Genomic DNA, 26,584 nt, shown 5'->3' on the forward strand with positions numbered 1-26,584 from the left:
GCGCTTGATACGCTGGATCGTCGTCATCTTTCTCTCGGTCATCGTGTTCTCGACCTTGCTGCCCTGGCTGGAGAAGCTGGGCATCGGCCGCTTGCCGGGGGACTTGCGCTTCCGTCTGTTCGGCCGCATCTTTTCGCTGCCCTTTGCCTCGACCATCCTGATCTCGGTGGTGGTGTTCCTGCTGGCGAAGCTACTCTGAATCCGACAAGGAGCCTGCGACATGCGCGTATTGCTGGTGGAAGACGATCCCATGGTGGGCGAAGCCGTGCGCAAGGGTTTGCGCCAGGACGGTTTTGCCATCGACTGGGTGCAGGACGGCAAGTCGGCCGATGTCGCCCTGCGGACCGAGGATTACGCCATGATGCTGCTGGATCTGGGCCTGCCGCAAAAGGATGGCCTGGCGGTGCTGCGCACGCTGCGCGAGCGCGGCAACGGCATCCCGGTACTCATCACCACGGCGCGTGACGCGGTGGCCGACCGCGTGGCCGGGCTTGATGCTGGGGCAGACGATTACCTGATCAAGCCGTTCGACCTGGAAGAACTGTCGGCCCGCATGCGCGCCCTTTCGCGTCGTCAGGCGGGGCGGGCAGAGAGTCTGGTGCAGGTGCGCGAGGTGGTACTGAATCCGGCCACCCACGAGGTCACCGTGGGCGGCAAGCCGGTCAACCTGTCGGCGCGTGAATTCACGCTGCTGCAGGCCTTCATGGATCGTCCCGGCGTGGTGCTGTCGCGGGCGCAGCTGGAAGAAAAACTCTACGGCTGGGACGACAGCATCGAGAGCAATGCCGTCGAGGTGCATATCCACGCGCTGCGCAAGAAGGTCGGCAGCGACTTCATCAAGAACGTGCGCGGCGTGGGTTACCTGGTGCCGGCATGAAATCGATCCGCAACAAGCTGTTGCTGTGGCTGGGACTGGGCCTGTTCTCCATCATCGTGCTGGCCGGTGTGGCGCTGTACTTCCAGGCGCGTGGCGAGGCCAACCAGATCTTTGATTACCAGATGCGCCAGATCGCGGCCTCGCTGCCGCGCCAGGCCTTCTCGCCGATCTCGCCGGGGCAGCAGTTCCCTGAGCTGGAGGACGAGATCATGATGCAGATCTGGGACAGTCGTGGCTCCGTCATCTACCACTCGCATGCCCGTGGCGCCATGCCGCGCCAGGCCGAACTGGGCTTTGCCAATGTGCGCGGGCCCAATGGCATGTGGCGCGTCTACAGCGCGCAGATCGGCAGTACCGTGGTGCAGGTGGCGCAGCCGCAGAGCGCACGCGACGAGATCGCCGCGCAGATGGCGGTCAAGACGGTGGTGCCTTTGCTCTTGCTGTTCCCCCTCATCGGGGTGTTGTCGTGGGTGGCGGTCAGTCGTGGGCTGGCGCCGGTGCGCAAGGCCGCCGCCGAAGTGGCCGCGCGCGACATGAATTCGCTGCAGCCCTTGTCGGACGTGGGCATGCCGCAGGAAATCCAGCCGCTCACGCATGCCTTGAATGACTTGCTGGCGCGCCTGAAGCATTCCACCGAAACCCAGCGCGCCTTCGTCGCCGACGCCGCCCATGAATTGCGCACGCCGCTGACCGCCCTGCGTCTGCAGGCGCAACTGGCCGAGCGTGCCAGCGATGAGGAGGAGCGCCGGGCTGCTTTCGCGGACCTCAAGAGCGGCCTGGAGCGGACCTCCCACCTGGTGCACCAGTTGCTTACCCTGGCGCGCCAGGAACCCGATGCCATGGGCTTTGCGATGGTCGATCTGCGCGCGCTGCTGGCCACCGTGGTAGGTGACCTGTCGTCGGTGGCCGAGCATGGCGGCATCGATCTGGGGCTATCGGATACAGGTGATGATGGCCGGCCGCTGCAGGTGCAAGGCAATGCCGATGCCCTGCGCATTCTCTTCAACAATCTGGTGGATAACGCCTTGCGCTACACGCCCGCGGGCGGCGTGGTCGATGTCGGCGTCGATCTGTCCGTTGCCGGTCGTTGCACGGTCGTCATCCAGGACAGCGGACCGGGTATCGCCGAGAGCGAATTGCCGCGTGTCTTCGATCGTTTCTATCGCGCCCAGCGGCCACACGGTGCGCAGGATGCCAGCAGCAATCGTGCCGCCTTCGGTAGCGGCCTGGGACTGGCCATCGTGCGCCAGATCGCCGACCTGCACCGCGTACCGGTGACCCTGGTCAATACCGGCAAGGGCTTGCAGGCCAGGGTCGACTTCGTCCTGCTGCCTGCCTAGGCGACGCCAGGCAGGCCACCTGCGAGGCAGGATGCTTCTTTTTTCTGCCTTAAGTCTGCCTTAATTTTCACTGCTTAATCTTCACTCCAACGGTTGAGGCAAGTGGGTCCCACAAGTGTGGTGAACCGGCCCGACCATCGATATCGCGTTCGATCAAGGAGAAGAAGATGAGCCGTCGCATTGTTTTTGTTCGTAACACTTTGGCCGTCATGATTGCCGCAGTGGTCGGCGGCAGCTATGTCTATTTTCGTGGCGCCGACCTGCCATCGGCGCAGGCGGCCGCGGTCAGTGCCCCGCTGGTGGCGGCCAGCCCCGCGTCCGCTGCCCCGGCCGGACCGGTGGTCGCGGCGGCCACCGATTTCTCGGGCATCGTGCAGCGCTACGGCCCGGCCGTGGTCAACATCAGCGTGACCGGCAAGGCACGCAAGGTGTCCGACGATGACGACAACGGTGTGGACCCCAATGACCCATTCTCCGAATTCTTCAAGCGTTTCGGGCCGCAGCTGCAGATGCCGCAGCAACCGCGGGTGATGCATGGACTTGGTTCGGGTTTCATCATTTCGCCTGATGGTCTGATCCTGACCAATGCCCACGTGGTCGATGGTGCCCAGGAGGTGGTGGTCAAGCTGACCGACCGCCGCGAGTTCAAGGCCAAGGTGCTGGGCATCGACAAGCAGAGCGATATCGCTGTCATCCGCATCGATGCGAAGAACCTGCCGACGGTGCAGATCGGCGACCCGTCGCGGGTCAAGGTTGGACAACCGGTGCTGGCTATCGGCTCGCCCTACGGCTTCGACAATACCGCCACCGCCGGCATCATCAGCGCCAAGTCGCGCAGCCTGCCGGACGACAATTATGTTCCCTTCATCCAGACCGACGTCGCGGTCAACCCGGGTAACTCGGGTGGCCCGCTGTTCGATCTGAATGGTCAGGTGATCGGCATCAATTCGCAGATCTACAGCCAGACCGGTGGCTTCCAGGGCCTGTCGTTCTCGATCCCGATCGATGTGGCGATGAAGGTGGAGCAGCAGCTGGTCACGCATGGCAAGGTGACACGCGGCCGCCTCGGGGTGTCCGTGCAGGACCTGAACCAGGCGCTGTCGGATTCCTTCGGTCTGAAGAAGTCCGAGGGTGCCCTGATCAGCTCGGTGGAGAAGGGTAGTCCGGCCGACAAGGCGGGTCTGCAACCGGGCGACGTGATCCTGAGTTTCGATGGTCATGCCATTGATCACTCGGTGGATCTGCCCACGCTGGTGGCCGACGCCGCCCCGGGCAGCAGCAAGCCGATGGAAGTGATGCGGGCCGGCAAGGTGCGCACCCTCAATGTGACGGTGGGCGAGATGAAGCAGGCCAAGAACGATGCCAAGCCGGGCAAGAGCGATGACCAGGGGCGCCTGGGGCTGGCGGTGCGTCCGCTGGACAAGGATGAGCAGGCTCAACTCGGCGGTCAGAAGGGCTTGCTGGTGGAAGACGCCAGCGGACCTGCGGCCGTGGCCGGCATCCAGAGTGGAGATGTGATCCTGGCGCTCAATGGCACCCCGGTCACGAGCGTGCCCCAGTTGCGCAAGCTGGCTACCGAAGCCGGCAAGAATGTGGCGCTGCTGGTGGAGCGCGGCGACGAGAAGATCTTCGTGCCGCTGGCGCTGAATTGATATAAATGATTTGACGTTTTAGCAGTGGGTAGTACCGGTGAGCAGTCAGTAGTACGCAGTGAGTAGTTGTGAGTAGTGAGCAGTAGGTAGTCTTGTAGTAAGTGGTAAGCAGTAAGCAGTGAGGGATTTGGCCGGATGTGCGCAAGCGTGTCCGGCCCTTTTTTATGGCGTGGGCGGTGCGGGCGGTTCCTGGCGCCACTGGTCGTGCGAGTGATCGCGCTCCAGCGCCTCGCGGTCGCCGGCGAACATGGCCTGCAGTTCCTCTCTTGCCTGTGCGGCCATCGATACCATCTGCGCCTGGTTCTTGTAGTGCGGATAGAGCGCTTCCAGGGTCTTGAGATTATGGGCACGGAATTTCATGGCCGCCTCGCGGGCGCGATAGGCGCCGAAGTCCAGCTGCTGCAACACCTGCCGGCCCATGTGCAGGGCGCTCTCGAAGGTTTCGCGCTCCAGGACGGTCACGCCGCGATCCATCAGGTCGTAGAGATGGGTGACGTTGCGGGCGCGGGCCGCGATCTGCAGGTGCGGGAATTCTTCGCGGACCTTGTCCACCATCTCCAGCGCGGCTTGCGCATCGTCGATGGCGATCACCAGTACGCGCGCCTTGTCGGCACCGGCGGTACGCAACAGGTCGATGCGGGTGGCATCGCCATAGAACACCTTAAAGCCGAACTTGCGCAGGAAATCGATCTGGTCCGGGTCATGGTCCAGCACGGTGGCGCCGATGCCATTGGCGGCCAGCAGGCGGCCGACGATCTGGCCGAAGCGGCCGAAGCCGGCGATGATGACCTGATGGTCCTGCGGATCGATCTTGTCTTCCGGACGGCGCTTGCCGCCTTCCAGCCAGCGCACCAGCAGGCGGTCGTGCACCAGGAGCATGAGCGGCGTGATCAGCATCGACAAGGCCACTACCACCACCAGCATGGAAGAGATCTCGGGCGTGAGCACCTTGGCGGTGACCGCCGCGCCGAAGACGATGAAGGCGAATTCCCCACCCTGGGAGAGCAGGAAGGCGAAGAACAATTGCTGTCCGCGGGGAATACCGAAGCAGCGGCCGAGGACCCACATCACACTGGTCTTGATGGCCAGAAAGCCGAGCACCATGCCGATGATGCGCCAGGGCTGCGCGAGGAACACGCCGAAGTCCACCGACATGCCCACGGCGATGAAGAACAGGCCCAGCAGCAGGCCCTTGAAGGGTTCCAGGTCGCTTTCGAGCGCATGACGATATTCGGAATCGGCCAGCAGCACGCCGGCCAGGAAGGTCCCCAGCGCCATCGACATGCCCACCGACTGCATCAGCAGGCAGGTGGCGATCACCAGCAGCAGGGCGAAGGCGGTGAAGATTTCGCGCATGTCGGTCTTGGCGATGATGCGCAGGATGGGGCGGATCAGCACGCGCCCACCGAAGATCAGCAGGCCGATCACCAGGGCCACCTGGCCAGCGTGCAACCAGCCCTGGCCACTGCCCTGGCTGGCCGCCACGCCCAGGAGGGGAACGGCGGCCATCATCGGGATGGCGGCGATGTCCTGGAACAGCAGGATGGAAAAGCCGGCGGCGCCGGCCGGGGTGGCGGTGAGCTTGCGTTCGCCCAGCGTGGCCAGGGCGATGGCGGTGGAAGAGAGCGACATCCCCAGTGCGGCGATCAGGGCGATGCGCCAGGGTACGCCGGCTGCCAGGGCCGCTGCGAAGAGGGCCAGCGAGACACTGGCGACCTGCACGCTGCCCCAGCCGAAGATGGAGCGGCGCAAGGCCCACAGGCGCTTGGGATCGAGTTCCAGGCCGATCAGGAACAGCAGCAGCACCACGCCGAACTCGGAAAATTCGAGGATGTGCTTGACCTCGGTGATCAGTCCCAGCCCCCAGGGGCCGATGACGATGCCGGCCAGCAGGTAGCCCAGCACGGCGCCCAGGCCCAGGCGCTTGGCGATGGGCACGGCGGCCACCGCGGCGAGCAGATAAACCAGGGCGATGAGCAGTTGTTCATCCATGGGAGCGTCCAGTTTTCAGAAATGGGGTCGGGTGTGGAGGGAGGGGGCTGCGCATCATGCCTGCAGGCCCTCCAGATAGCGTTCTACGTGGTGCTGGAATTGCACCGGTGGGATATGGTGGGCGCCGTGCAGGATCAGCGGTTCCACCCATTGCATGCCGCACAGGCGGGCGGTCTGCTGGTAAGGCGGGAGGAAGTCCTCGAAGCGGTGGCCGTGGCGGCCGTCACTGCTGTAGGAGGCGGTCTCGCCGCCGGTGGAGGCCACCAGCCAGAATCGCTTGCCCTGCAGCGCGTGGCCGTCGTGGCCGAAGGCCCAGCCTCGGGCGAGCACGCGGTCCAGCCATTCCTTCTGCAGCGCCGGCATGCTGTACCAGTGGATGGGATGCTGCATCACGATCAGTTCGGCCTCGCTCAACAGTTGCTGTTCGTGCGCGATGTCGATGTGGAAATCCGGGTAATGCTCATAGAGATCGTGGACCCGCACCTCGGGCAGCCGGGCAGCGGCTTCCAGCATGAGGTGGTTGGTGCGCGAAAGCTCGGCAGCGGGATGGGCGTAGAGGATCAGGACCTTGGACATGGTGGCGGAGCTGGACGGTTGATCTGGCCGGGCCTGGCAGATCCGGTGAAATTGGCCGGAACATGCACGGCCTTTGTGTTGTCTGCCAGTACGAGGGAAAGGAGTGTGCCATGAAAGCAGGAGCGGCGGCTTGTATGAAACTGCTTGCCGGCACCGGCTGCCGCGGGCACAGCCGCCTTGCCGGGCGACAGGTGTCCAAAGCCGGGCAATGCGCTTATACTCAGCCACTCCCCGGGTCCTCTGTCGTAGATTGTCGCCAGGCGCGTGGCCCATGATGCGCGCGGCAGTTCATCCATCCAGATCACTTATTGCAGCCATGTCCGACATCCAAGATTCCGAAGCCAACCTGCCGCCTGACCGCACCCCGGGTACGGCCGCGGCCAAGCCTGTCTCCGCCGACGCCTCCGGGGCGCCGGCCGCCTCCCAGAACCCTGCCGGGACGCCGCCGGTTGCGGGCTCCACCGTGAGCGTTGCCGCCAGCCCCGTGGTCCAGCCCGTAGTGCCTACGCCGGTCGATCCTGCTGCTGCTGCCGCCGCTTCCGTGCAGCCTGGACCTGGTGCCCAGCCTGCAGCGGAAGCGACCCAGGCACAGGCGCAGCAAAGTCCGCAGCAAAGTCCCTATTCCTCCTTGCCCCCGCCGCCCCATCATGCCGGCGACGCGCCCTGGGCGCAGACCTGGCGTTTCCTCACGGCGCGCCTGCGCCAGCTGTCGGACAAGGCCGGTCGCCGGGTCATGCAGCGGACGTTGAAGATCGGCGTGTCGGCCCGTATCTTCCATCCGGAAAGCGGTGCCAAGGGCCTGCGCAGCAAGACCCTGCAATATCTGGAGGAATCGATTGCGCAGTGGGTCATGTCGCGCGATGTGCTGGTCTTCATGATCCCGACCGTCAATACCAATGGCCTGGTCCACCCCAGCAATATCCGCCTGCGGGACTATGCCAAGCACCTCGATGGGCTGGTCTTGCAGGGTGGGGCCGACGTCTCGCCGCAGAGCTATGCCCAGGCTGCCACGCGCCCGGAGTGGAGCGGTGACCGGGTGCGCGACATGTACGAACTGGAGCTGCTGCACGAGTTCATCGAGGCCGGCAAGCCGGTGCTGGGGATCTGCCGCGGTTGCCAGCTGATCAACGTGGCCTTTGGCGGCACGCTGTATCAGGACATCGCTACCGATGTGCCGACCGCCATCCTGCACGTCAATGACCAGTACGACAGCAATTATCACGCGCTGCATTTCCCCCAGGGCTCGTCGTTGGCAGGGATGGTCAAGACCGAGAATGCCATCGTCAACTCGATTCACCACCAGGCGGTACGTGACCTCGGGCGCGACCTGTCGGTGGAAGCGGTATCGGGCCCGGACCAGATCGTGGAGGCCATCCGCTATCGCAAGGCGCCGTTCGTGATGGGCCTGCAGTGGCACCCGGAATTCCACCGCGCCGGTGGAGCCGAGCTGCTGGATTGCACCCCCATCCTTGACAGTTTCCTGCGTGCCGCGCGGGAAACCCGCTTCTGATGGTCGGCCGGTTCTGGTTCTGATGGCCTCTCGACACGCCCTGTGTCGGGAGAATCCGCCGGAACCTAACGTCCACCGCATCATCGAACCAGTTTGCGCTGGCGCAAGCCTGCTCCAATGCATGTGCAGCAGGCTGGCAAGGCGCTATCCGCCAGGGAGCGGACTCTGTAGAATCAAAAGCTCGTCGCAACGCAGCAAACCTGCTCGCCTCAGCCTGGACATGGGGCAAGTGGCGAAAGGGATGCGACGACTTGCTAGTCTTTTCCATAACCGGCAAAAAAGGAGAATTTAAATGCCTCAATCCCCCGCACTGAAGACCGTCCGCAACGACATGAAGACCCTGGTCAAGGACGCCCAGGCATTGTTCGCCGAGGCCGCTGCTGCCACCGGTGAAAAGGCTGACGAATTGCGCGCCAAGGGCCTGACCCTGCTGGAAGCTGCTGCCGAAGCGGCCCAGGGCGCACAGGCTGCCGCCATCGAGAAGGGCAAGGAAGTGGCTGCCAAGACCGACGACTATGTCCACGAAAATCCGTGGCGCGCCGTGGCCATTTCGGCCGGGCTGGGCCTGCTGGTGGGCCTGGTCATCGGTCGTAGCAAGTAAGCGCCGCGCCGATGGCGACGCCCCACAAGGAAAGTCCGGCGGCTTCCACCGCCCAGGCCGCCCACCCCGGATTGACGGCGGGGCTCCTGGGCCTGGCCAAGAACCTGCTCGGCCTGATCATCAGCCGTATCGAGCTGGCATCGCTGGAGATGTCCGAAATCGGTGCCAACCTGCTGCGCTTTGCTGTCATCTTCGTGCTGGCGGCGGTGGGCTTGTGGTTTGCCATCGCCTTCTGGTCGGTGCTGATCGTGATGCTGGCCTGGGACGCCTGGGGCTGGAAGATCCTGGCCCTGCTGGGCGCCTTTTTCACTGCGGCGACGGTCGGGCTGGTGTGGTACGCCCGCTCGGTGCTGCAGCAGGGCAAGCTTTCGCTGCCGCAGACCATGACCGAGCTGCGCAAGGATCGTGATGCACTGTTGTAAGTGCAAGTTTTCCATCAGAACGAGGACAGCATGACAGACCTGGATCACGGCATGACCCATGAGGAGCGCAAGCGCAAGGTACTGGCGCAGGGTGCGCTGTATCGGCTGGGTGTGATGGAGTCGCGTGAGGTGGTGCGCGAAAATCTCAGCGCCGAGTCGCTGGCCAAGGGGGCCTTGAGCCGCGTTGGCCATTTTGCCGCTTCGCTGTTTGGCGGCGGCAAGACGGTTCAGTCGATCAAGTCGATCAGCAGCGGCGGGCTGGGCAACCTGAATCTGCAGACGGTGACGCCATTGCTGATGACAGGCGCCTCGCTGCTGTCGCGTCGCTGGCTGCGCAAGCCGCTGATGATGGGTGGCGTCATCGCCGCCGTGGGTGGGCTGGCCTATTATTTCAGCCAGCGCGGAGGGTCGGGCGGCAACGGGACGGTGGAACTGGAAGGACCGTCGCAGCCTGACTAGTTCTGCTTGGTTCTGTTTGCACCGGCCGTTTCACCCAAAGGCATCCGTTCATCCGGATGCCTTTGTAATTTGGCGGGTGCATTTCCCGAGCAGGAACATATCGGGCCGGCGAATGCTCTGAGGAAGACCGGCCGATGGCCCGGACAACAAGACTAGGGCCTGTTCACATTTAATCTGCGAGATGCGTTGGCGCCAGAAGGCGTGGTGGCAAGGCGCGCGTCAGGGCTGGTGGTGGTACCACCAGTCCTGACATGCAACGCCGCCAGCGCGCCTTCTGGCGCCAACCCTCCGGGAGAGGCCGCCAAGCGTCGCCTGCCGTTGTTGCAGCTCCTTGCCGTAGCACCACTACGGCGCGTCGCTGCGCCTAGGCAGTCAACGCTTGGCGACCTCTCGCACTCGTAGATTAAATGTGAACAGGCCCTAAAAGACAAGAAAGGACATGACATGAAGAAACTCTCCATTGCGGCGATCGCCGGTGTGCTGGCGCTTTCCGGCTGCGCCGACATGAGCCCGACGCAACGTGGCACGGCTACCGGTGCAGGTATCGGCGCCGGCCTGGGTGGCATCATCGGCGCAGCCACCGGTGGTGGTGGTGGCGGACGCGCCCTGGGTGGTGCGGCTATTGGTGGCGCCATCGGCGCGGTAGCGGGCAACATCTGGTCCAACCGTATGGAAAACCAGAAGCGCGCCATGGAACAGGCAACCCAGGGCACTGGCGTGCAGGTCACCCAGACCGCGGACAACCGCCTGAAGCTGGAAATCCCGAGTGACATCTCCTTTGATACGGGTCGTGCCGACATCAAGCCCGAGATGCGTCCGGTGCTGGATCGCTTCGCCGCCACGCTGGTGGAAAATCCGGCAACCACGGTCACCATCGTTGGCCACACCGACAACACCGGCAGTGATGCCATCAACGACCCGCTGTCCCAACAGCGTGCAGCCCGTACGCGCGACTACCTGAGCTCGCGCGGCGTAGCGGCCAATCGTTTCGTGATCATGGGGCGTGGTTCACATGAGCCGCTGGTGCCGAACAATTCGGATGCCAACCGCGCCAAGAACCGTCGTGTGGAAATCTTCGTGGCCGAGCAACAGGCTGCAGCACCCGCCCAGCAAGCTCCGGCAGGCTATGCGCCGGGTGGCTATCCCCCGCCGCCTCCGCCGCGTTATTGAGCTTGGGATGGCCAGCCGGAAGGTGCCATGCGCGCCGCCGGCAACTGGCGCCTTCGCAGCATGGCAGGGCGGCCGGAAATGAAAAATCCCCGAATTCGATTCGGGGATTTTTTTTGACGACGAATGATTTCCGGCGGGATGCAGGTCTTACTTGGCGGGTGCGTCTGCAGCGGGAGCGGCACCTTCAGCGGCGGCGGGCGCCTTTGCTTCCGGTTCCTTGAACTTGCCACCGGACTGGTTGGCCATGTAGGCCACGGTACGCTGGATTTCCACATCGTCCAGGTCCGGGTTGCCACCCTTGGCGGGCATGGCGCGCAGACCGTTGATGGCGTGCGTGACCAGGGTGTCATAGCCTTGTGCGATCCGGGCTTGCCAGGAAGCGGCATCGCCCACCTTGGGCGCGCCTGCCACGCCGGCGCCATGGCAGGCGGCACAGGTGGTCTTGTAGACTTCTTCGCCCGAGAGCAGTTGCTTGGGGCCGTTGGCATCGCGGAAAGTGAAGCCGTCATCGGAGACGGGCTTGATGCGCGCCGCGATCATCTCGGGCGTCTGACTGTCGGAGCCGGCCCCGGTCTTCTGGCCGTTGGTCACGTACTGCACCAGTAGCACGATGCACACGATGGGGACCATAAAACCTGCGACTACCGCTGCGATCAATTGCTTGGGAGTCTTGATTGCCGACTCGTGTTCATGCTGAGCTGAGCTCATTGGCGTCCCTCCGTAATGTTTCCTCGAAATTGGGGCGGAAAACGTCGGTTCCCTTTGTATCGCCTGGCATTGCGTGGAACTAGGATCAGGCAGGGCTTTCATTGCGCTCTCTCGCCGAACTCTTGATTATAGTCACAATGCTTTCCGTTTGACACGGAAAAACCGCGAGCGCCATGGACGTCCAGAGGGAAAGGGGGTATCCTTCAGGCCTTTCCGGGGTTCGCCCCGTCAGCGCGGCTGTAGCTCAGTGGATAGAGTATTGGCCTCCGAAGCCAAGGGTCGTGGGTTCGATCCCCGCCAGCCGCGCCACTTTCCCCCTTCGCCGTCACCTGCCCGCCGCCCTGTGCCCTGCAATGTCGGGCCGTCCTGTCCGGAACTCCTTCAGCCAGTCTGGAAAAGAATTAGTCATTCCGGCAAAGCAGACATCCATGCGATACAAAATTATCAAAACAGCAACGTATTCTGCTGGGAAATATTATCCTTTGCTTATACGGCAAATACTTTGCGCGATATCAATGTCCAGCCGGCGCAGGTCGACATTGTGAGATGTTTGATATGTCTCTCAGCCTGCAGGCTGCGGATGCGCGGCACGGCATTGACGCTTAGTCTTGTCCCGTTTCTTGTTTCATTTCGCGCAGACACTCATCCAGCGCCTGGTCCCAGTCGGGAAGAGTGATGCCGAAAACGCGCGTGAGCTTGTCCGTGCACAAGCGGGAATTGCTCGGACGTTGCGCCGGCGTCGGATACGCAGCACTGGAAATGGGTGCCACCTCGGCGGGCGATAGCTGTGCTTGCAGGCCCAGGGCAGGCATGGCTTCCACAATGCGGCAGGCGTACTGCTGCCAGTTGGTGGCGCCGCGCGAGCTGAGGTGATACACGCCGCAGGTGTGTTGCATGCGAGAGCTCAGCGTCATCCTGCCGTCGTCCCCCAGCATGCGCGCTACGACGTCCGCTATCGTGCGAGCCCAGGTCGGCGCTCCCCACTGGTCGGCAACAATGCTCAACTGCCTGCGCTGCTGCGCAAGTTGCAGGATGGTGTTCAGGAAATTGCGGCCGTGGGCAGAATAGACCCAGCTCGTTCGCAGTATCCAGGCGGCATCGCACTCTTCCAGCACGGCGATCTCACCATCCCGCTTGCTGCGACCGTAGACGTTCAGTGGTGCCGTCAGGTCATCTTCCCGGTAGGGTTCAGACTGCATGCCATCAAACACATAATCGGTCGAGAAGTGAATTAGCCCGATACCGTGGTGCCGGGCCGCGCGCGCCAGTACCCGGGGGGCGACGGCGTTGATGGCAATGGCCACCTCAGGTTCGCTTTCGGCCTTGTCGACAGCAGTGTAGGCCGCCGGATTGATGATCAGGTCGGGCCGGGTCCGGTCCACGTAGCGGAGGATGGCCGCACTGTCTTCAAGATTCAGCTCAGAGCGTGTGGGAGTGAATAATTCTTCGCCATGCAGTCGTTGCGCCAACGCTTGGCCCACCTGCCCCGATGCGCCAGTGAGCAGGATGCGCAAGCGCTTCATTCGAACACCGCGGCCTGCGCCAGCGGAATCCCGTTTCTATCCTTGTCGGACAGGATAGGTTCCCCTTGCAGTTGCCAATCGATGGCCAACGCCGGGTCATTCCAGAGAATGGTGTGTTCCTGTTCCGGCATCCAGTAATCGGTGGTCTTGTAAAGGCATTCGGTCTCATCTTCCAGGACCGAGAATCCATGCGCGAATCCCGCCGGCAGCCAGAGTTGCAGCTTGTTGCTTGCGCTCAGCACCTGGCTGAACCACTGACCGAAAGTGGGCGAGCTGCGACGGATATCAAGCACCACATCCAGCACTGCACCCCGGGTGACCCGCACCAGCTTGCCCTGTGCCTGCGGGAGCTGGTAGTGCAGACCGCGCACGACGCCGCGCGCGGAGAGGGAGTGGTTATCCTGTACGAAACGGACATCGGCCCCGGTCCGTGCGCGGAAGTCGCGCTCGTTGAAGCTTTCGTAGAAGAAGCCGCGACTGTCGCTGAAGACCTGGGGTTGGATCAGCATCAGGCCCGCTAGGGGAGTGGGGGTGACCAGCATGGAATGGTAGCCGCGATGGCAGTTAATAACTCATTTCGGTCAGCAGCTGAAGCAGATACTTGCCATAGGCATTGTTCTTCAACGGCTCGGCAAGCCTCTCCAGCTGGAGGGCATCGATATAGCCTCGACGATAGGCGATCTCTTCGGGGCAGGCGACTTTCAGGCCCTGACGCTTCTCGATGGTGGCGATGAACTGGCCTGCATCCAGCAGCGATTCATGGGTGCCGGTATCGAGCCAGGCGATGCCGCGTCCCATCAGTTCCACCTGCAATTGCCCACGTGCCAGGTAGCTGCGGTTGATATCGGTGATTTCCAGCTCCCCACGTGCCGAGGGGCGGATGGTGCGGGCAATGTCGACCACCTGGTTGTCGTAGAAGTAGAGGCCGGTCACTGCGAAATTGGATTTCGGCTGCGCCGGTTTTTCTTCGATGCCGATTACCCGGCGTGACGGGTCGAATTCGACCACACCGTAGCGTTCCGGATCCTGTACATGGTAGGCAAAGATGGTCGCGCCATCGGTACGAGCATTGGCCTGGCGCATCGGCGGTTCCAGGTCGCGTCCGTAGAATATGTTGTCTCCCAGAATGAGCGCACAAGGATCATTGCCGATGAAATCCTGGCCGATCAGGAAAGCCTGCGCCAGTCCGTCGGGCGAGGCCTGTACCGCATAGCGGATCTGCAGGCCCCATTGCTGGCCGTCTCCCAGCAGTTCGGCAAAGCGCGGCGTATCGCGCGGAGTGGAAATGAGCAGGATATCTCGGATGCCGGCCAGCATCAGGCTCGATAGCGGGTAGTACACCATCGGCTTGTCGTAGATCGGCATGAGCTGTTTGGAGGCAACCTGGGTGGCCGGGTAAAGCCGCGTGCCAGAGCCTCCGGCGAGGATGATGCCCTTGCGGCGCACCGGCGGGGTCGTATCGCTCATATCAGTGCTCCCGGTGGATGATCGCCGTATTGCTGCCGCAGCCAGTTCAGGTAATCGCCCGAGCGCACCTGGCGTACCCATTCACCATGCGCCAGATACCACTGCACCGTTTTGCGGATGCCGGTCTCGAAGGATTCCGCCGGTTGCCAGCCCAGTTCGCGTTTGATCTTTCCGGCGTCGATGGCATAGCGACGATCATGTCCGGGCCGGTCCTTGACGAAGGTGATCAGGTCGCGATAGCTGCCCTGCGGTCGCGCCGCGAGTTCATCCAGGATATCGCAGAGGGTGTGCACCACGTGCAGATTGGTATGTTCGTTGCCCCCGCCGATGTTGTAGGTCTCGCCTACCGTACCGTTGGCCAGAACTGTTCGCAATGCGGCACAGTGATCGGTCACGAACAGCCAGTCCCGAATCTGCATGCCGTCGCCGTAGACAGGAAGGGGATTTCCCGCGAGGGCGTTGGAAATGACCAGCGGGATCAGCTTTTCCGGGAAGTGAAAGGGACCGTAGTTGTTGGAGCAGTTGGTGGTCAGTGTCGGCAATCCATAGGTTTGATGATAGGCCCGCACCAGATGGTCGGATGCCGCCTTGGACGCCGAGTAGAGGCTATTGGGCGCATACGGTGAAGCTTCCGTAAATGGCGCATCTTCCGGCGCCAGGCTGCCATAGACTTCATCGGTGGAGATGTGCAGGAAGCGGAAGTCCGTTTTTTCCGGGCCCGGCAGCGTCAGCCAATACTGCAACGCCCTGTTGAGCAGATTGAAGGTGCCATTGACGTTGGTACGGATGAACTCGTCGGGACTGCGGATGGAACGATCGACGTGGCTTTCGGCGGCGAAGTGAATGATCGCGCGTGGCCGGTAGCGCGAGAGCAAGGTAGCCATCGCTGTCTCATCGCAGATGTCGGCTTGCACGAAGGCATAGCGCGTATCTTTCTCGACCGCATCCAGGTTATAGGGATTGCCGGCGTAGGTCAGCTTGTCGATGTTGAGCACGGGTTCGGCCGTGCTCTGCGTCAACCAGTCGAGGATGAAGTTGCTGCCGATGAAGCCGGCACCGCCAGTGATGAAAATCATGGGGCGGCCCGGTTCAGCAGGGTTGACGGCGGCAGACCACCTGCAGGTTGACGAGGGTAATCATGCTGGTCCTGTTGATTGGTACGGGATAGCGCGATTATGTCAGAGTCGCAGGCCGGTTCGCAGCATTTGGACGCAATCGTCTGCGGGGTCAGTCTGCATGCGCCGAAATCCGGCAAGGCAGCCGGGTGTGCCCCTGCCCCGGCCGAAGCAGCCGGGGCAGGGGGGGCAGCCTGCTTACCGGGTGGCCGCCACGGCATCCAGGATCACCTTGGCCACGTCGGCCGGACGCGATTGCTGCGGCACATGGCTGGTCGGCAGTTCGGTGGTCTTGGCGTTGATCTGCTTGGCGAAGGCGCGTTCCAGGTCGGGCTGGATCATGCGGTCGTTCTTGCTGACGATGTACCAGCTGGGACGGGTCTTCCAGGCGGCGGTCTCGACCTTGTCGCCGAAGGCTTTCAGGGCGATCGGACCTTGGGTCGCGGCCATCACGGCGGCCTGCTTGGCCGGCACGTCCTGGGCAAAGTCAGCGGCCAGAGCGGCCGGCGGCAAGCTGGCGAAGCCGGCCTTGTCCACCGACAGCTTGGCAATGCCCGGGGGAACCGGCAGGTCCTTGCCCAGATCGCCGGTGGCCTGGCCGGCGTCCGGTGCGAAGGCGGCCACATACACCAGGCTGGCGACCTTGTCATTGTTGCCGGCTTCGGTGATCACGGTGCCGCCCCAGGAGTGGCCGACCAGCACCACCTTGCCCGGTTGGTTGTCGATGGCGCGCTTGGCTGCAGCCACGTCGTCGGCCAGCGAGGTCAGCGGATTCTGCACGGCGGTGACCTTGATCCCCTTGGCTTGCAGCAGCGGGATTACCTTGGCCCAGTCGGAGCCGTCGGCGAAGGCGCCGTGGACGATCACCACCGATGGCTTTTCGGCAGGTTCGGCAGCCATGGCGCTGCTGCCGGTGAAGGCGGCGGCGATGGCGAGCATGCCGAGGCCGGTCTTGAGGCTGAAGAGGCGGGAAGTTGCTTTCATGATGTTCTCCTTGGGAAGGTGGTTGGGGTGTTCGTTTCAGTGAGGCCAGTATAGGAATGCGCTCCGGCCACCGGTATCGGTCAATTGACCGACCCGGGGTGGCAGCGGGTGCGGCGCAGCGATGGTGGCCCCTCATGCCGGCCCTGCCCATTCACCGAAGAGTTGATTGCCTCACGCTCGGAGTTGCCGCTACAGTGTCGGGATGCTTCCCGACGTCATTTCATCCGGCAGTGCCGCGCCTGCCCCAGCCAGCGATCTGGCTGCCTCCGATCCGCTTGCCTGCGGTGTTCCGATGATTTCCGCCGAGGTCGCAGTGCATGTCCTGGCGCTGGTGGGCGATCTCAGCATGGGGCAACCCCCCGCCCAGTCGCAGCGCGCCGCACGGTTGGCGGCCCAGGTGGCGCAGTTGGACGGCGCCGGTGCGCAAGACATCCTGCATGCGCGCCTGGTGGCCTTGCTGCGCTGGTCGGGCTGCACCGCCAATGCCGCAGGTTTCGCCAACCTGCTGGGCGACGACGTCGGTGGTCGGGAGGCCATGCTGCGTCATGGCTTGCCGCCAGACCATCCGCTGACCTTTTCCAATATCGAACCGCTGGCGCGCATCCATTGCGAGGTCGCCGGCGATGTGGCCGGCATGCTGGGCCTGCCGCCCGCGGTGGAGGCCGGACTGCGCCATGTCTGGGAGCACTTCGACGGCAGCGGGGCGCCACAACAACTGAGCGGCGACCAGGTGCCGGCACTGGTGTATTACACCAGCCTGGCGGGCGACCTCGACATCCTGGGCCGCACGCACGGTACTGACAGTGCCATCCGCATGCTGCTTGCCTCCGGTGGTATCAAGTACCCGGCACCCTTGGCAGAACGGGTAGCAGCGCAGGCCGGCGCATGGCTGGCTGCGCTGGACGGGCAGGACACGCTGGCATCCTCTGGTGAGCTGCCCGCCCATGAGGTGCCGCTGAGCATCGTGGCGGACCTGATCGAACTGAAGCTGCCCTGGTTGACCGGTTATTCGCGTCGCGTCAGCGAACTGGCGGCGCGGGCTGCCGCGCTGGCGGGTCTGCCACCCTTGCAACAGCAAGGGCTGGTGCGTGCCGCCTTGCTCCACGGCATCGGTCGGGTTTCCGTTTCCAACACCATCTGGGAGCGCGCGGGGCGTCCTGGCGTGGACGACTGGGAGCGCATCCGCCTGGCACCCTACTGGACGGCGCGCGCCGGCGCATTGATTCCGGCCCTGCGCGAGCACACGGCCCTGGCCTCCCAACTCTATGAGCGCCTGGATGGCACGGGCTATTTCCGCGGGTTGGACCGCGATACCCTCGGCCAACCCGCGCGCCTGCTGGCGGTGGCTGCCGCCCACGCCGCGCTCTGCGCCCGCCGCCCATGGCGGGCCGCGTTGACCATGGGCGAGGCTGCCGACCTGCTCACTCAGCAGGCGGCGGACGGCCTGTTCGACGCCGATGCCGTGCGCTGGGTGCTCGCTGCCGCCGCCGGCGACGCCGGCAATTCCTTGCCCGTGCCGGTCCGCAAAGGGTTGCTGTCGGAACGCGAGGTCGAGGTGTTGCGGCGCATCAGCCTGGGTGAAAGCAACAAGGAAGCCGCCCGGGTGATGCAGATCAGCCCGTCCACGGTGCGTACCCACGTGGAGAGCATTTTCCGCAAGCTGCATTGTTCTACGCGGGCTGCAGCCACACTCAAGGGCCTGAACCTGGGCCTGATCTGAAGACCGTATTTCTACTGCATGCCAGGCGGGCCGATCCTGCCCGTCGCGGTCCGGGCTCACGTTTCTTGAGTTGATTCGCTGTGCTGCAACATATGACCTCGAACGCGAGCTTGGTCGTCTGACAACTTCCAACTTCCTGACAAAATGTCAGTACAATCGCCGCTCGATTGCGAGCGCCCGGCTAATTTCCGTAAATCATTGAATTTGCGGGATATTTTTCTGGCCCTGCAGGACATTTTTGATTAAATTGAGCGCTGTTCGCAAAACCGGCGCCGTTTTTGGCCTTTTGTGCATTCTTGCCAGCAATTTCAGTGCAGCTTGTGCAAACCTGAACAAACAGTCAGCAGGGGAGAACCCGCTCCGCGCGAAAAGAGGAGGGCTGCCATGCATGGATCAGCAATCGCTCTTGTTGCAGTGCAAAAAATCGAAGTGGCTGCCTTTTTGCCACAACTCGCCGCGAAGTGCCCCAGATAAGGCCCCGATCTGGCCGCAAAAGGTTTGACTTACCGGAAAACGAACCTTTATAATCGCCGGGCTTTTAAGCTGCCGTCTGCCCTTAAGGGGTGCGGCGCATGCACGATATTGGATAGATATGCTGCGCATCATTCTCTTGCAGCTCGTAACCACGGTCGTCGCTGCTTTGGTCGCAGGTATGTTGGGTGGACTTTCGGCGCTTTGGTCTGCTCTGCTGGGCGGGATTTGCTGTGTCGTCCCCAACGCCCTGTTTGCCCTGCGACTCCATGTCAGTGCACAGAAACCCGGTGGTACCAACCCGATGGCCTTTTTCTTCGGGGAATTTATCAAGATTGCTACGACGTTTGCGCTCATGGGCGCGACCGTTTGGTTGTACCACGGTGTCAATTGGCTCGCATTTCTGCTGAGCTTCATCGTGGTGCTTAAGAGTTATTTCATTTTACTGTTTAGACACCGACCATGACCGTAGAAGCCGCTGAGCACGCGCCGACAGCCTCTGAATATATTGTCCACCACCTCGGACACCTTTCCACCCATCACCAGACCAAGATCGTCGATTTCTCGATCCTGAACGTGGACACCATTTTCTGGTCCGTGTTCTGCGGCGTGATTGCCTGCTTCTTCATGTTCCTGGCCGCCCGCAAGGCGACCTCGGGCGTGCCGGGCCGCTTCCAGGCCTTCGTCGAGATGGTCGTGGAAATGGTCGAAGACCAGTCCAAGGCCATCGTGCATGGCGACCGCACCTTCATCGCTCCAGTGGCACTGACCGTGTTCGTCTGGGTTGCCCTGATGAACTCGCTGGACTTCCTGCCGGTGGACCTGGCCTCCGGCATCCTGGGCCTGTTCGGCCTGGGTGAAATGCACCACCGCATCGTTCCGACCGCCGACCTCAACGGCACCCTGGGCATCGCCCTGGGCGTGCTGGCCCTGATGCTGTATTACAGCGTCAAGATCAAGGGTGCCGGTGGCTTCATCCACGAACTGTTCGCAGCACCGTTCGGCATCTACCTGGCGCCGTTCAACCTGCTGCTGAACATCATCGAATTCGCCGCCAAGACCGTGTCCCTGGGCATGCGACTGTTCGGCAACATGTATGCAGGCGAACTGTTGTTCCTGCTGATCGCATTGCTGGGATCGACCGCGACCGCATTCGGCTTCATCGGCCATGTGATCGCCGGTTCTATCTGGGCAATTTTCCACATCCTGATCGTGTTGCTCCAAGCATTCATCTTCATGATGTTGACACTGGTTTACCTGGGCCAGGCGCACGAAGCGCACTAACACAAGGCTTGCAGTACCTGTTTTTCAGTTTGTTTTTTTGGTTTTGTATTTAATTAACTTTTCTTAAGGAATTGTCATGACTGATGTCTCTTTCGTTGCTCTGGCTTGCGGTTTGATCATTGGCCTGGGTGCTATCGGCGCTTGTATCGGTATCGCGATCATGGGCGGTAAGTACCTCGAAGCATCCGCACGTCAGCCTGAACTGATGAACACCCTGCAAACCAAGATGTTCCTGCTGGCCGGCCTGATCGACGCCGCCTTCCTGATCGGCGTTGGTATCGCCATGCTGTTCGCATTCGCAAATCCGTTCATCGCCAAGTAATTCGCGCTTCATAGCCGATTCTCATCTGCCGGACGATTGGTTCCGGCACTCGTTATTCTGAGAAGGAAATTACCGTGAACTTAAATGCAACATTGATTGCGCAGTTCGTGGTCTTCTTCATCCTCGCCGGCTTCACGATGAAATTCGTGTGGCCGCCGTTGATCAAGGCGCTCGACGAACGCGCCAAGAAGATTGCGGACGGGCTGGCAGCCGCTGACCGCGGTAAGGCCGATCTGGCCGCCGCCGAAAAGCGCATCCAGGGCGAACTGGCATCGGCACGTGATGAAGGCCAGAAGCGCATCGGCGAAGCCGAAAAGCGCGCTCAGCTGATCATCGAAGAAGCGAAGAAGACGGCCGCTGAAGAAGCAGCCCGCATCGTCGCCGCTGCGCGTGCCGACGCCCAACAGCAAGTGAACCAGGCGCGTGAAGAACTGCGTGGCCAGGTCGCAACGCTCGCCGTCAAGGGCGCGGAACACATCCTCAAGCGCGAAGTGAATGCTGCGGCCCACGCCGACTTGCTGAATCAACTGAAGACAGAGCTGTAATATGGCCGAACTCGCAACGATCGCTCGTCCTTACGCTGAAGCCTTGTTCCGTGTGGCCAAGGCAGGCAGCCTGGCAGCCTGGTCCGATCTCGTCGACGAGATGGCCCAGGTGGCAGCGCATCCTGAGGTGCAGGCCCTGGCGCAGAACCCTTCCGTATCCCATGACAAGCTGGCTGACGTCTTCGCTGCCGCCTTGAAGACCCCGCTGTCCGTCGAGGCGCAGAACTTCGTCAAGACGCTGGCTGACAATGGCCGTCTGGTGCTGCTGCCGGAAATCGCCCAACAATTCCATGCGCTCAAGAACGCATCGGAAGGTTCGGCCGATGCGAACATCGTCAGCGCCTTCGAGCTCAGCGATGCCCAGGTCAAGGATGTGGTCTCGGCACTGGAGAAGAAGTTCGGCCGCAAGCTGAACCCTTCGGTGACGGTGGACAGCAGCCTGATCGGTGGTGTGCGCGTTGTGGTCGGCGATGAAGTGTTCGATACCTCCGTGCGCGCGAAGCTGCAGCAGCTGCAAGCTGCTCTGGCCGCGTAAGTGCCTCTGGCTGGCTAAGCGAAAGAACAATTTTTAGGAGTTAGTATGCAACTCAACGCATCTGAAATCAGCGAGCTGATCAAGAGCCGGATCCAAGGCCTTGGCGATACCGCTGAGATTCGCAATCAGGGCACGGTCATTTCCGTGTCCGACGGTATCTGCCGTATCCATGGTCTGTCCGACGTGATGCAAGGTGAGATGCTGGAATTCCCGGGCAACACCTTCGGCCTGGCGCTGAACCTGGAGCGTGACTCGGTGGGCGCCGTTATCCTGGGCGAATACGAACACATTTCCGAAGGCGACGTTGTCAAGTGCACCGGCCGCATCCTGGAAGTGCCCATCGGTCCTGAACTGAAGGGCCGCGTGGTTAACGCACTGGGCCAGCCGATCGATGGCAAGGGTCCGATCAACGCCAAGCTGACCGCCCCGATCGAAAAGATCGCTCCGGGCGTGATCGCGCGTCAGTCCGTGTCGCAACCGATGCAGACCGGCCTGAAGTCGATCGACTCCATGGTGCCCGTCGGCCGCGGCCAGCGCGAGCTGATCATTGGCGACCGCCAGACCGGCAAGACCGCTGTCGCGATCGACGCCATCATCAATCAAAAGGGTCAGAACATGACCTGCATCTACGTCGCGATCGGCCAGAAGGCTTCGTCGGTCAAGAACGTGGTGCGCGCACTGGAAGCGCACGGCGCGATGGAATACACCATCGTCGTGGCCGCTACCGCCTCCGAATCGGCTGCGATGCAATACGTTTCGGCCTACTCGGGTTGCGCCATGGGCGAATACTTCCGCGACCGCGGTCAAGATGCCCTGATCGTCTATGACGACCTGTCCAAGCAAGCCGTGGCCTACCGTCAGGTGTCGCTGCTGCTGCGCCGTCCGCCGGGCCGTGAAGCCTACCCTGGCGACGTGTTCTACCTGCACAGCCGCCTGCTGGAACGTGCTGCCCGCGTGAACGCCGACTACGTCGAGAAGTTCACCAACGGTGAAGTCAAGGGCCAGACCGGTTCCCTGACCGCACTGCCGATCATCGAAACCCAGGCGGGTGACGTGTCGGCCTTCGTTCCGACCAACGTGATCTCGATCACCGACGGCCAGATCTTCCTGGAAACCTCGCTGTTCAACGCCGGTATCCGTCCTGCGATCAACGCCGGTATCTCGGTGTCGCGCGTCGGTGGTGCTGCCCAGACCAAGGTCATCAAGAATCTGTCCGGCGGTATCCGTACCGACCTGGCACAGTACCGTGAACTGGCTGCCTTCGCGCAGTTCGCTTCCGACCTGGACGAAGCCACCCGCAAGCAGCTGGACCGCGGTGCACGTGTGACCGAACTGCTGAAGCAGGCTCAGTATACCCCGCAGTCGATCTCGATCATGGCCGTGACCCTGTTCGCCGTCAACAAGGGCTACATGGACGATGTCGAAGTGAAGAAGATCCTGGCCTTCGAAGCCGGTCTGCACAACTTCATGAAGACCAGCCACGCTGACCTGTTGAAGAAGATCGAAGACACCAAGCAACTGGATAAGGATGCTGAAGCAGCCCTGGCGGCCGCCATCGCTGACTTCAAGAAATCCGGCGCGTACTAATTTTTACTGAAGCTATAAGGAGTCTTACTCATGGCTACAGGTAAAGAGATACGTGGCAAGATCAAGAGCGTAGAAAATACGAAGAAGATCACCAAGGCGATGGAAATGGTCGCTGCATCCAAAATGCGCAAGGCGCAGGACCGGATGCACGCAGCCCGCCCGTACAGCGACAAGATCCGCAACATTGCGGCCAACCTGTCGCAGGCCAATCCGGAGTACGTGCACCCGTTCATGGTCCAGCAGGATACGGCCAAGCGCGTTGGTTTCATCGTCGTCACGACCGACAAGGGTCTGTGCGGCGGCATGAACACCAACTCGCTGCGTCTGTTGACCACCAAGTTCCGTGAACTGGAAGGCCAAGGCAAGTCCATCGAGACCGTCGCCATTGGCAACAAGGGTCTGGGTTTTCTGAATCGTATCGGCGCCCGCGTGGCCGCCAACGTGACGCAACTGGGCGATACGCCTCACCTGGAAAAGCTGATCGGCCCCGTCAAGGTGCTGCTCGACGCATACCAGGAAGGCAAGCTGGACGCGGTGTACCTGGTGTACACCAAGTTCATCAACACGATGAAGCAGGAAGCCACCCTGCAGCAGCTGCTGCCGCTGACCAGCGACAAGCTCAAGGCTGACGAGGGTGCGCACTCCTGGGACTACATCTATGAGCCCGATGTGCAATCCGTGGTGGACGAGCTGCTGGTGCGTTACGTCGAAGCACTGATCTATCAGGCCGTCGCCGAGAACATGGCGTCCGAGCAATCGGCGCGCATGGTGGCGATGAAGGCGGCGAGCGACAACGCCGGTAGCGTGATCGGCGAGTTGAAGTTGGTCTACAACAAGACTCGTCAGGCCGCGATTACCAAGGAACTGTCGGAAATCGTCGCCGGTGCGGCCGCAGTTGGCTGATCAGCTAACGTAGCGCAGCGAAGCAGAATTTAAATTTTATCTATTGAAGGAACGAAAATGGCTGATGGCAAAATCGTTCAGTGTATCGGCGCTGTGGTGGACGTGGAGTTTCCCCGCGATGCGATGCCCAAGGTTTACGATGCCTTGAAATTGGAAGGTTCGGATCTGACCCTGGAAGTCCAGCAGCAGCTGGGTGACGGCGTGGTTCGTACCATTGCGCTCGGTTCGTCGGACGGTCTGCGCCGCGGCCTGACCATCTCGAACACCGGCAAGGCAATCACGGTGCCGGTCGGCACTGCGACCCTGGGCCGCATCATGGACGTGCTGGGTAACCCGATCGATGAATGCGGTCCTGTCTCGCACGAGCAGACCGCTTCGATCCACCGCAAGGCTCCTGCATACGACGAACTGTCGCCGTCGCAAGAGCTGCTGGAAACCGGCATCAAGGTGATTGACCTGGTCTGCCCGTTCGCCAAGGGTGGTAAGGTCGGCCTGTTCGGTGGCGCCGGTGTCGGCAAGACCGTGAACATGATGGAACTGATCAACAACATCGCCAAGGCGCACAGCGGTCTGTCCGTGTTCGCCGGTGTTGGTGAGCGTACCCGTGAAGGTAACGACTTCTATCACGAAATGGCAGAAGCCAAGGTGGTGGACCTGGAAAACCCGGCCAACTCCAAGGTGGCCATGGTCTACGGTCAGATGAACGAACCGCCGGGCAACCGTCTGCGCGTGGCGCTGACCGGCCTGACCATCGCCGAAGGCTTCCGTGATGAAGGCAAGGACGTTCTGTTCTTCGTCGACAACATCTACCGTTACACCCTGGCCGGTACCGAAGTGTCCGCGCTGCTGGGTCGTATGCCGTCCGCCGTGGGCTACCAGCCGACGCTGGCCGAAGAAATGGGCCGTCTGCAAGAGCGCATCACCTCGACCAAGACCGGTTCGATCACCTCGATCCAGGCCGTCTACGTCCCTGCGGATGACTTGACCGACCCGTCGCCGGCAACCACCTTCGCCCACTTGGACTCGACCGTCGTTCTGTCCCGTGACATCGCCTCGCTGGGTATCTACCCCGCCGTCGATCCGCTGGACTCGACCTCGCGCCAGCTGGACCCGCAAGTGGTCGGCCAGGAACACTACGAGACCGCCCGCGCGGTCCAGGGTACCCTGCAGCGCTACAAGGAACTGCGTGACATCATCGCGATTCTGGGCATGGACGAACTGGCTCCGGAAGACAAGCTGCTGGTGGCACGTGCACGTAAGATGCAACGTTTCCTGTCGCAGCCCTTCCACGTCGCCGAAGTGTTCACCGGTTCCCCGGGCAAGTACGTTTCGCTGAAGGACACGATCAAGGGCTTCAAGATGATCGCCAGCGGCGAACTGGACCACCTGCCGGAACAAGCGTTCTACATGGTCGGTACCATCGAAGAAGCAATCGAAAAAGCCAAGAAGATCAACTAAGACTGACCGGCTTCGGCCGGTTCCGCTGTTTGGCGGGGCAGGCAGGGCAGGGAAGCATTCTTTGATTTTCGGCGCCGCCACCCTTAACGGTGGCGGTCCATCGACTAGGAAACGACATGGCACATACTATTCACGTGGACGTGGTCTCGGCGGAAGAGGAAATCTTCTCCGGCGAGGCGGAATTCGTCGCGTTGCCGGGCGAAGCGGGTGAGCTGGGTATCTACCCACGTCACACCCCGCTGATCACGCGCATCAAGCCAGGTGCTGTCCGTATCAAGGTGTCGGGTCAGGCGCACGAGGAATTCGTGTTCGTGGCCGGTGGCCTGCTGGAAGTGCAGCCGGACGCCGTGACCGTGCTGGCCGACACCGCGATCCGTGGTGCCGACCTGGACGAAGCCAAGGCCGCCGAAGCCAAGCGTCTGGCCGAGGAAGCGCTGGTCAATCGCGACTCCAAGATCGACCACGCCGCAGCCCAGGCCGAACTGGCCGCCGCAGTGGCACAGCTGGCTGCGATCCAGAAGTTGCGTCAGAAGCGCTGATCAACTCGGCGTGTCCTCACTCCAGTGGGGACGAAGGCAGTAAATCGAAAGGCAGCCTCGGCTGCCTTTTTTCATGCTCATCGCGAATCGGTCGCCGTACTCTGTACTGCATCTTGCGGCGCAAGCCGACCTTTCCCGTCCCAGACGTACCTCCTTCTGGCTGCCTTACTTAACCTGTATCAAGCTGCCTCTCGGCACGCCTGCCGTCATGCCCATGTTCGGGTAAAGTGAGCCCTTCGATGCGCCGTGGCGAACCAAATCGGCGTGCGTAAATCATTTAGATGATATGGGCCCCGAGCGCCCATTCATCCTCAGCAGGAGCACACATGTCTTCAGCCGTCTCGCCTTCTTCCTCCGCCGCCCTGTCCTCACGCGTCAATGGCAAGCACATCATCGCCGTGGTCGGACTGTCCAACCGCCCCGAGCGGGCCAGCTTCGACGTTGCCGCCTACCTCCAGTCGGCGGGCTATCGCATCGTTGCAGTCAATCCCATGTACGCCGGGCAGACCATACTGGGCGAACAGTGTCACGCCAGTTTGCAGGAGGCCAGCACGGCCTTGGCGGGGCAGGGCCTGAGGGTGAGCATCGTGGATTGCTTCCGCAAGTCGGCCGACATCCCACCGGTGGTGGAAGAAGCCATCGCCATCGGTGCCGACTGCGTCTGGATGCAGCTGGACATCGTCAATGAAGCAGCGGCGGCCCGCGCCCGCGCCGCAGGCCTGAAGGTCGTCATGGACAAGTGCATCAAGATCGAGCACGCCATGGGGGAATTGCACGGCGTGCTGTAAAGGGCTCCACCTGCAATACGGACATTCACTGATAGC

28 protein-coding genes and 1 tRNA gene are annotated in these 26,584 nt (G+C 62.1%); 21 read left to right on the forward strand and 8 right to left on the reverse strand.

From position 1 onward, the window contains the following. The first annotated feature begins 4 nt into the window (after positions 1-4). From ACEOAC_RS02585 to ACEOAC_RS02600, 4 genes are all read left to right on the forward strand, one after another. Positions 5-199, forward strand: coding sequence for a DUF2905 domain-containing protein (locus tag ACEOAC_RS02585; RefSeq protein WP_006461312.1), 195 nt, complete (start codon positions 5-7; stop codon positions 197-199). Positions 200-220: 21 nt separating this feature from the next. Next, positions 221-877 carry a response regulator gene (locus tag ACEOAC_RS02590; protein ID WP_241813686.1) on the forward strand — a complete coding sequence of 219 codons (657 nt, stop codon included), beginning with the start codon at positions 221-223 and terminating at the stop codon, positions 875-877. Continuing rightward, positions 874-2,217 carry an ATP-binding protein gene (locus ACEOAC_RS02595; RefSeq protein WP_077236260.1) on the forward strand — a complete coding sequence of 448 codons (1,344 nt, stop codon included), beginning with the start codon at positions 874-876 and terminating at the stop codon, positions 2,215-2,217. Before ACEOAC_RS02590 ends, ACEOAC_RS02595 begins: the two co-directional genes overlap by 4 nt. Before the next feature lie 167 nt (positions 2,218-2,384). Then, a complete protein-coding gene (locus ACEOAC_RS02600) occupies positions 2,385-3,869 on the forward strand; it encodes a DegQ family serine endoprotease (RefSeq protein ID WP_006461315.1) in 1,485 nt (494 codons plus the stop codon). 162 nt (positions 3,870-4,031) lie between these two features. Here the strand turns inward: ACEOAC_RS02600 and kefC are convergent, their stop codons facing one another. Continuing rightward, complete coding sequence (kefC, locus tag ACEOAC_RS02605) at positions 4,032-5,861, reverse strand: glutathione-regulated potassium-efflux system protein KefC (RefSeq protein ID WP_413445475.1); 1,830 nt, start codon at positions 5,859-5,861, stop codon at positions 4,032-4,034. A 54-nt stretch (positions 5,862-5,915) separates the two neighbouring features. Further along, positions 5,916-6,437 (reverse strand): NAD(P)H-dependent oxidoreductase, encoded by a 522-nt coding sequence (locus ACEOAC_RS02610; RefSeq protein WP_102662763.1) that lies wholly within the window; start codon positions 6,435-6,437, stop codon positions 5,916-5,918. 316 nt (positions 6,438-6,753) lie between these two features. Between ACEOAC_RS02610 and ACEOAC_RS02615 the strand changes: the two genes are divergently transcribed. The 5 genes from ACEOAC_RS02615 (at position 6,754) to ACEOAC_RS02635 (ending at position 10,599) form a co-directional block, all read left to right on the forward strand. Beyond that, a complete protein-coding gene (locus ACEOAC_RS02615; RefSeq protein WP_413628671.1) occupies positions 6,754-7,947 on the forward strand; it encodes a gamma-glutamyl-gamma-aminobutyrate hydrolase family protein in 1,194 nt (397 codons plus the stop codon). 292 nt (positions 7,948-8,239) lie between these two features. Further along, on the forward strand, positions 8,240-8,548 hold the full coding sequence (locus ACEOAC_RS02620; protein WP_077236255.1) for a DUF883 family protein: 309 nt from the start codon (positions 8,240-8,242) through the stop codon (positions 8,546-8,548). Between the two features lie 11 nt (positions 8,549-8,559). After that, positions 8,560-8,970 (forward strand): phage holin family protein, encoded by a 411-nt coding sequence (locus ACEOAC_RS02625; RefSeq protein WP_006461320.1) that lies wholly within the window; start codon positions 8,560-8,562, stop codon positions 8,968-8,970. Positions 8,971-9,000: 30 nt separating this feature from the next. Then, positions 9,001-9,429 (forward strand): hypothetical protein, encoded by a 429-nt coding sequence (locus tag ACEOAC_RS02630; protein WP_413444755.1) that lies wholly within the window; start codon positions 9,001-9,003, stop codon positions 9,427-9,429. A 444-nt stretch (positions 9,430-9,873) separates the two neighbouring features. Then, positions 9,874-10,599 (forward strand): OmpA family protein, encoded by a 726-nt coding sequence (locus tag ACEOAC_RS02635; protein WP_006461322.1) that lies wholly within the window; start codon positions 9,874-9,876, stop codon positions 10,597-10,599. Positions 10,600-10,746: 147 nt separating this feature from the next. Here ACEOAC_RS02635 and ACEOAC_RS02640 read toward each other — a convergent pair whose 3' ends face one another. After that, positions 10,747-11,307 carry a c-type cytochrome gene (locus ACEOAC_RS02640; RefSeq protein WP_006461323.1) on the reverse strand — a complete coding sequence of 187 codons (561 nt, stop codon included), beginning with the start codon at positions 11,305-11,307 and terminating at the stop codon, positions 10,747-10,749. 233 nt (positions 11,308-11,540) lie between these two features. On the opposite strand from ACEOAC_RS02640, the gene ACEOAC_RS02645 reads away from it, so the two are divergent. After that, positions 11,541-11,616, forward strand: a tRNA-Arg gene (locus ACEOAC_RS02645). A gap of 293 nt (positions 11,617-11,909) precedes the next feature. On the opposite strand, the gene rfbD is transcribed toward ACEOAC_RS02645, so the two are convergent. The 5 genes from rfbD to ACEOAC_RS02670 form a co-directional block, all read right to left on the reverse strand. Beyond that, positions 11,910-12,830: a dTDP-4-dehydrorhamnose reductase gene (gene rfbD / locus ACEOAC_RS02650; protein ID WP_413444756.1), complete on the reverse strand. Its 921-nt coding sequence runs from the start codon at positions 12,828-12,830 to the stop codon at positions 11,910-11,912. Further along, complete coding sequence (gene rfbC, locus ACEOAC_RS02655) at positions 12,827-13,372, reverse strand: dTDP-4-dehydrorhamnose 3,5-epimerase (protein ID WP_241811257.1); 546 nt, start codon at positions 13,370-13,372, stop codon at positions 12,827-12,829. Before rfbC ends, rfbD begins: the two co-directional genes overlap by 4 nt. A gap of 22 nt (positions 13,373-13,394) precedes the next feature. Next, positions 13,395-14,297: a glucose-1-phosphate thymidylyltransferase RfbA gene (gene rfbA, locus ACEOAC_RS02660; protein WP_413444757.1), complete on the reverse strand. Its 903-nt coding sequence runs from the start codon at positions 14,295-14,297 to the stop codon at positions 13,395-13,397. Further along, a complete protein-coding gene (gene rfbB / locus ACEOAC_RS02665; protein WP_077236249.1) occupies positions 14,294-15,373 on the reverse strand; it encodes a dTDP-glucose 4,6-dehydratase in 1,080 nt (359 codons plus the stop codon). The genes rfbA and rfbB overlap by 4 nt, the downstream gene beginning before the upstream one ends. A 237-nt stretch (positions 15,374-15,610) precedes the next feature. Continuing rightward, complete coding sequence (locus tag ACEOAC_RS02670; protein WP_413444758.1) at positions 15,611-16,396, reverse strand: alpha/beta fold hydrolase; 786 nt, start codon at positions 16,394-16,396, stop codon at positions 15,611-15,613. Between the two features lie 202 nt (positions 16,397-16,598). On the opposite strand from ACEOAC_RS02670, the gene ACEOAC_RS02675 reads away from it, so the two are divergent. The 11 genes from ACEOAC_RS02675 (at position 16,599) to ACEOAC_RS02725 (ending at position 26,548) form a co-directional block, all read left to right on the forward strand. Continuing rightward, complete coding sequence (locus tag ACEOAC_RS02675; protein WP_413628672.1) at positions 16,599-18,116, forward strand: HD domain-containing phosphohydrolase; 1,518 nt, start codon at positions 16,599-16,601, stop codon at positions 18,114-18,116. A gap of 592 nt (positions 18,117-18,708) precedes the next feature. Further along, positions 18,709-19,053 (forward strand): ATP synthase subunit I, encoded by a 345-nt coding sequence (locus ACEOAC_RS02680; RefSeq protein ID WP_006461330.1) that lies wholly within the window; start codon positions 18,709-18,711, stop codon positions 19,051-19,053. After that, positions 19,050-19,871: a F0F1 ATP synthase subunit A gene (gene atpB, locus ACEOAC_RS02685; RefSeq protein WP_006461331.1), complete on the forward strand. Its 822-nt coding sequence runs from the start codon at positions 19,050-19,052 to the stop codon at positions 19,869-19,871. The genes ACEOAC_RS02680 and atpB overlap by 4 nt, the downstream gene beginning before the upstream one ends. Before the next feature lie 76 nt (positions 19,872-19,947). Further along, positions 19,948-20,193: a F0F1 ATP synthase subunit C gene (atpE, locus tag ACEOAC_RS02690; RefSeq protein WP_006461334.1), complete on the forward strand. Its 246-nt coding sequence runs from the start codon at positions 19,948-19,950 to the stop codon at positions 20,191-20,193. Between the two features lie 74 nt (positions 20,194-20,267). Beyond that, the gene (locus tag ACEOAC_RS02695) at positions 20,268-20,738 is read left to right on the forward strand and encodes a F0F1 ATP synthase subunit B (RefSeq protein ID WP_006461335.1); all 471 of its coding nucleotides are present in this window, start codon (positions 20,268-20,270) and stop codon (positions 20,736-20,738) included. Between the two features lies 1 nt (position 20,739). After that, positions 20,740-21,273 (forward strand): F0F1 ATP synthase subunit delta, encoded by a 534-nt coding sequence (locus ACEOAC_RS02700; RefSeq protein ID WP_077236246.1) that lies wholly within the window; start codon positions 20,740-20,742, stop codon positions 21,271-21,273. 45 nt (positions 21,274-21,318) lie between these two features. Further along, a complete protein-coding gene (gene atpA, locus ACEOAC_RS02705; RefSeq protein WP_006461337.1) occupies positions 21,319-22,860 on the forward strand; it encodes a F0F1 ATP synthase subunit alpha in 1,542 nt (513 codons plus the stop codon). A gap of 30 nt (positions 22,861-22,890) precedes the next feature. Further along, complete coding sequence (atpG, locus tag ACEOAC_RS02710) at positions 22,891-23,763, forward strand: F0F1 ATP synthase subunit gamma (RefSeq protein WP_077236245.1); 873 nt, start codon at positions 22,891-22,893, stop codon at positions 23,761-23,763. Between the two features lie 57 nt (positions 23,764-23,820). Continuing rightward, positions 23,821-25,221: a F0F1 ATP synthase subunit beta gene (atpD, locus tag ACEOAC_RS02715; protein ID WP_006461339.1), complete on the forward strand. Its 1,401-nt coding sequence runs from the start codon at positions 23,821-23,823 to the stop codon at positions 25,219-25,221. Positions 25,222-25,337: 116 nt separating this feature from the next. Then, positions 25,338-25,760, forward strand: a complete 423-nt coding sequence (locus tag ACEOAC_RS02720; RefSeq protein ID WP_006461340.1) for a F0F1 ATP synthase subunit epsilon — start codon at positions 25,338-25,340, stop codon at positions 25,758-25,760. 326 nt (positions 25,761-26,086) lie between these two features. Continuing rightward, positions 26,087-26,548 carry a CoA-binding protein gene (locus ACEOAC_RS02725; protein WP_413444509.1) on the forward strand — a complete coding sequence of 154 codons (462 nt, stop codon included), beginning with the start codon at positions 26,087-26,089 and terminating at the stop codon, positions 26,546-26,548. Positions 26,549-26,584: the final 36 nt, after the last annotated feature.

Source organism: Herbaspirillum frisingense (assembly GCF_047325095.1).
In the GTDB taxonomy this organism is placed as follows: domain Bacteria; phylum Pseudomonadota; class Gammaproteobacteria; order Burkholderiales; family Burkholderiaceae_D; genus Herbaspirillum; species Herbaspirillum frisingense.

Excerpts from the sequence above, each read along its gene's own strand:
- ACEOAC_RS02640 (WP_006461323.1), bottom strand. The coding sequence starts at position 11,307 with ATGAGCTCAGCTCAGCATGAACACGAGTCGGCAATCAAGACTCCCAAG.
- ACEOAC_RS02615 (WP_413628671.1), top strand. The coding sequence starts at position 6,754 with ATGTCCGACATCCAAGATTCCGAAGCCAACCTGCCGCCTGACCGCACC.
- ACEOAC_RS02720 (WP_006461340.1), top strand. The coding sequence starts at position 25,338 with ATGGCACATACTATTCACGTGGACGTGGTCTCGGCGGAAGAGGAAATC.
- ACEOAC_RS02610 (WP_102662763.1), bottom strand. The coding sequence starts at position 6,437 with ATGTCCAAGGTCCTGATCCTCTACGCCCATCCCGCTGCCGAGCTTTCG.
- ACEOAC_RS02670 (WP_413444758.1), bottom strand. The coding sequence starts at position 16,396 with ATGAAAGCAACTTCCCGCCTCTTCAGCCTCAAGACCGGCCTCGGCATG.
- ACEOAC_RS02600 (WP_006461315.1), top strand. The coding sequence starts at position 2,385 with ATGAGCCGTCGCATTGTTTTTGTTCGTAACACTTTGGCCGTCATGATT.
- ACEOAC_RS02675 (WP_413628672.1), top strand. The coding sequence starts at position 16,599 with ATGCTTCCCGACGTCATTTCATCCGGCAGTGCCGCGCCTGCCCCAGCC.
- rfbB (WP_077236249.1), bottom strand. The coding sequence starts at position 15,373 with ATGATTTTCATCACTGGCGGTGCCGGCTTCATCGGCAGCAACTTCATC.
- ACEOAC_RS02595 (WP_077236260.1), top strand. The coding sequence starts at position 874 with ATGAAATCGATCCGCAACAAGCTGTTGCTGTGGCTGGGACTGGGCCTG.
- atpB (WP_006461331.1), top strand. The coding sequence starts at position 19,050 with ATGACCGTAGAAGCCGCTGAGCACGCGCCGACAGCCTCTGAATATATT.
- atpG (WP_077236245.1), top strand. The coding sequence starts at position 22,891 with ATGGCTACAGGTAAAGAGATACGTGGCAAGATCAAGAGCGTAGAAAAT.
- ACEOAC_RS02590 (WP_241813686.1), top strand. The coding sequence starts at position 221 with ATGCGCGTATTGCTGGTGGAAGACGATCCCATGGTGGGCGAAGCCGTG.
- ACEOAC_RS02630 (WP_413444755.1), top strand. The coding sequence starts at position 9,001 with ATGACAGACCTGGATCACGGCATGACCCATGAGGAGCGCAAGCGCAAG.
- ACEOAC_RS02700 (WP_077236246.1), top strand. The coding sequence starts at position 20,740 with ATGGCCGAACTCGCAACGATCGCTCGTCCTTACGCTGAAGCCTTGTTC.
- rfbA (WP_413444757.1), bottom strand. The coding sequence starts at position 14,297 with ATGAGCGATACGACCCCGCCGGTGCGCCGCAAGGGCATCATCCTCGCC.
- ACEOAC_RS02725 (WP_413444509.1), top strand. The coding sequence starts at position 26,087 with ATGTCTTCAGCCGTCTCGCCTTCTTCCTCCGCCGCCCTGTCCTCACGC.
- atpA (WP_006461337.1), top strand. The coding sequence starts at position 21,319 with ATGCAACTCAACGCATCTGAAATCAGCGAGCTGATCAAGAGCCGGATC.
- kefC (WP_413445475.1), bottom strand. The coding sequence starts at position 5,861 with ATGGATGAACAACTGCTCATCGCCCTGGTTTATCTGCTCGCCGCGGTG.
- rfbD (WP_413444756.1), bottom strand. The coding sequence starts at position 12,830 with ATGAAGCGCTTGCGCATCCTGCTCACTGGCGCATCGGGGCAGGTGGGC.
- atpD (WP_006461339.1), top strand. The coding sequence starts at position 23,821 with ATGGCTGATGGCAAAATCGTTCAGTGTATCGGCGCTGTGGTGGACGTG.
- atpE (WP_006461334.1), top strand. The coding sequence starts at position 19,948 with ATGACTGATGTCTCTTTCGTTGCTCTGGCTTGCGGTTTGATCATTGGC.
- ACEOAC_RS02635 (WP_006461322.1), top strand. The coding sequence starts at position 9,874 with ATGAAGAAACTCTCCATTGCGGCGATCGCCGGTGTGCTGGCGCTTTCC.
- ACEOAC_RS02680 (WP_006461330.1), top strand. The coding sequence starts at position 18,709 with ATGCTGCGCATCATTCTCTTGCAGCTCGTAACCACGGTCGTCGCTGCT.
- ACEOAC_RS02620 (WP_077236255.1), top strand. The coding sequence starts at position 8,240 with ATGCCTCAATCCCCCGCACTGAAGACCGTCCGCAACGACATGAAGACC.
- rfbC (WP_241811257.1), bottom strand. The coding sequence starts at position 13,372 with ATGCTGGTCACCCCCACTCCCCTAGCGGGCCTGATGCTGATCCAACCC.
- ACEOAC_RS02625 (WP_006461320.1), top strand. The coding sequence starts at position 8,560 with ATGGCGACGCCCCACAAGGAAAGTCCGGCGGCTTCCACCGCCCAGGCC.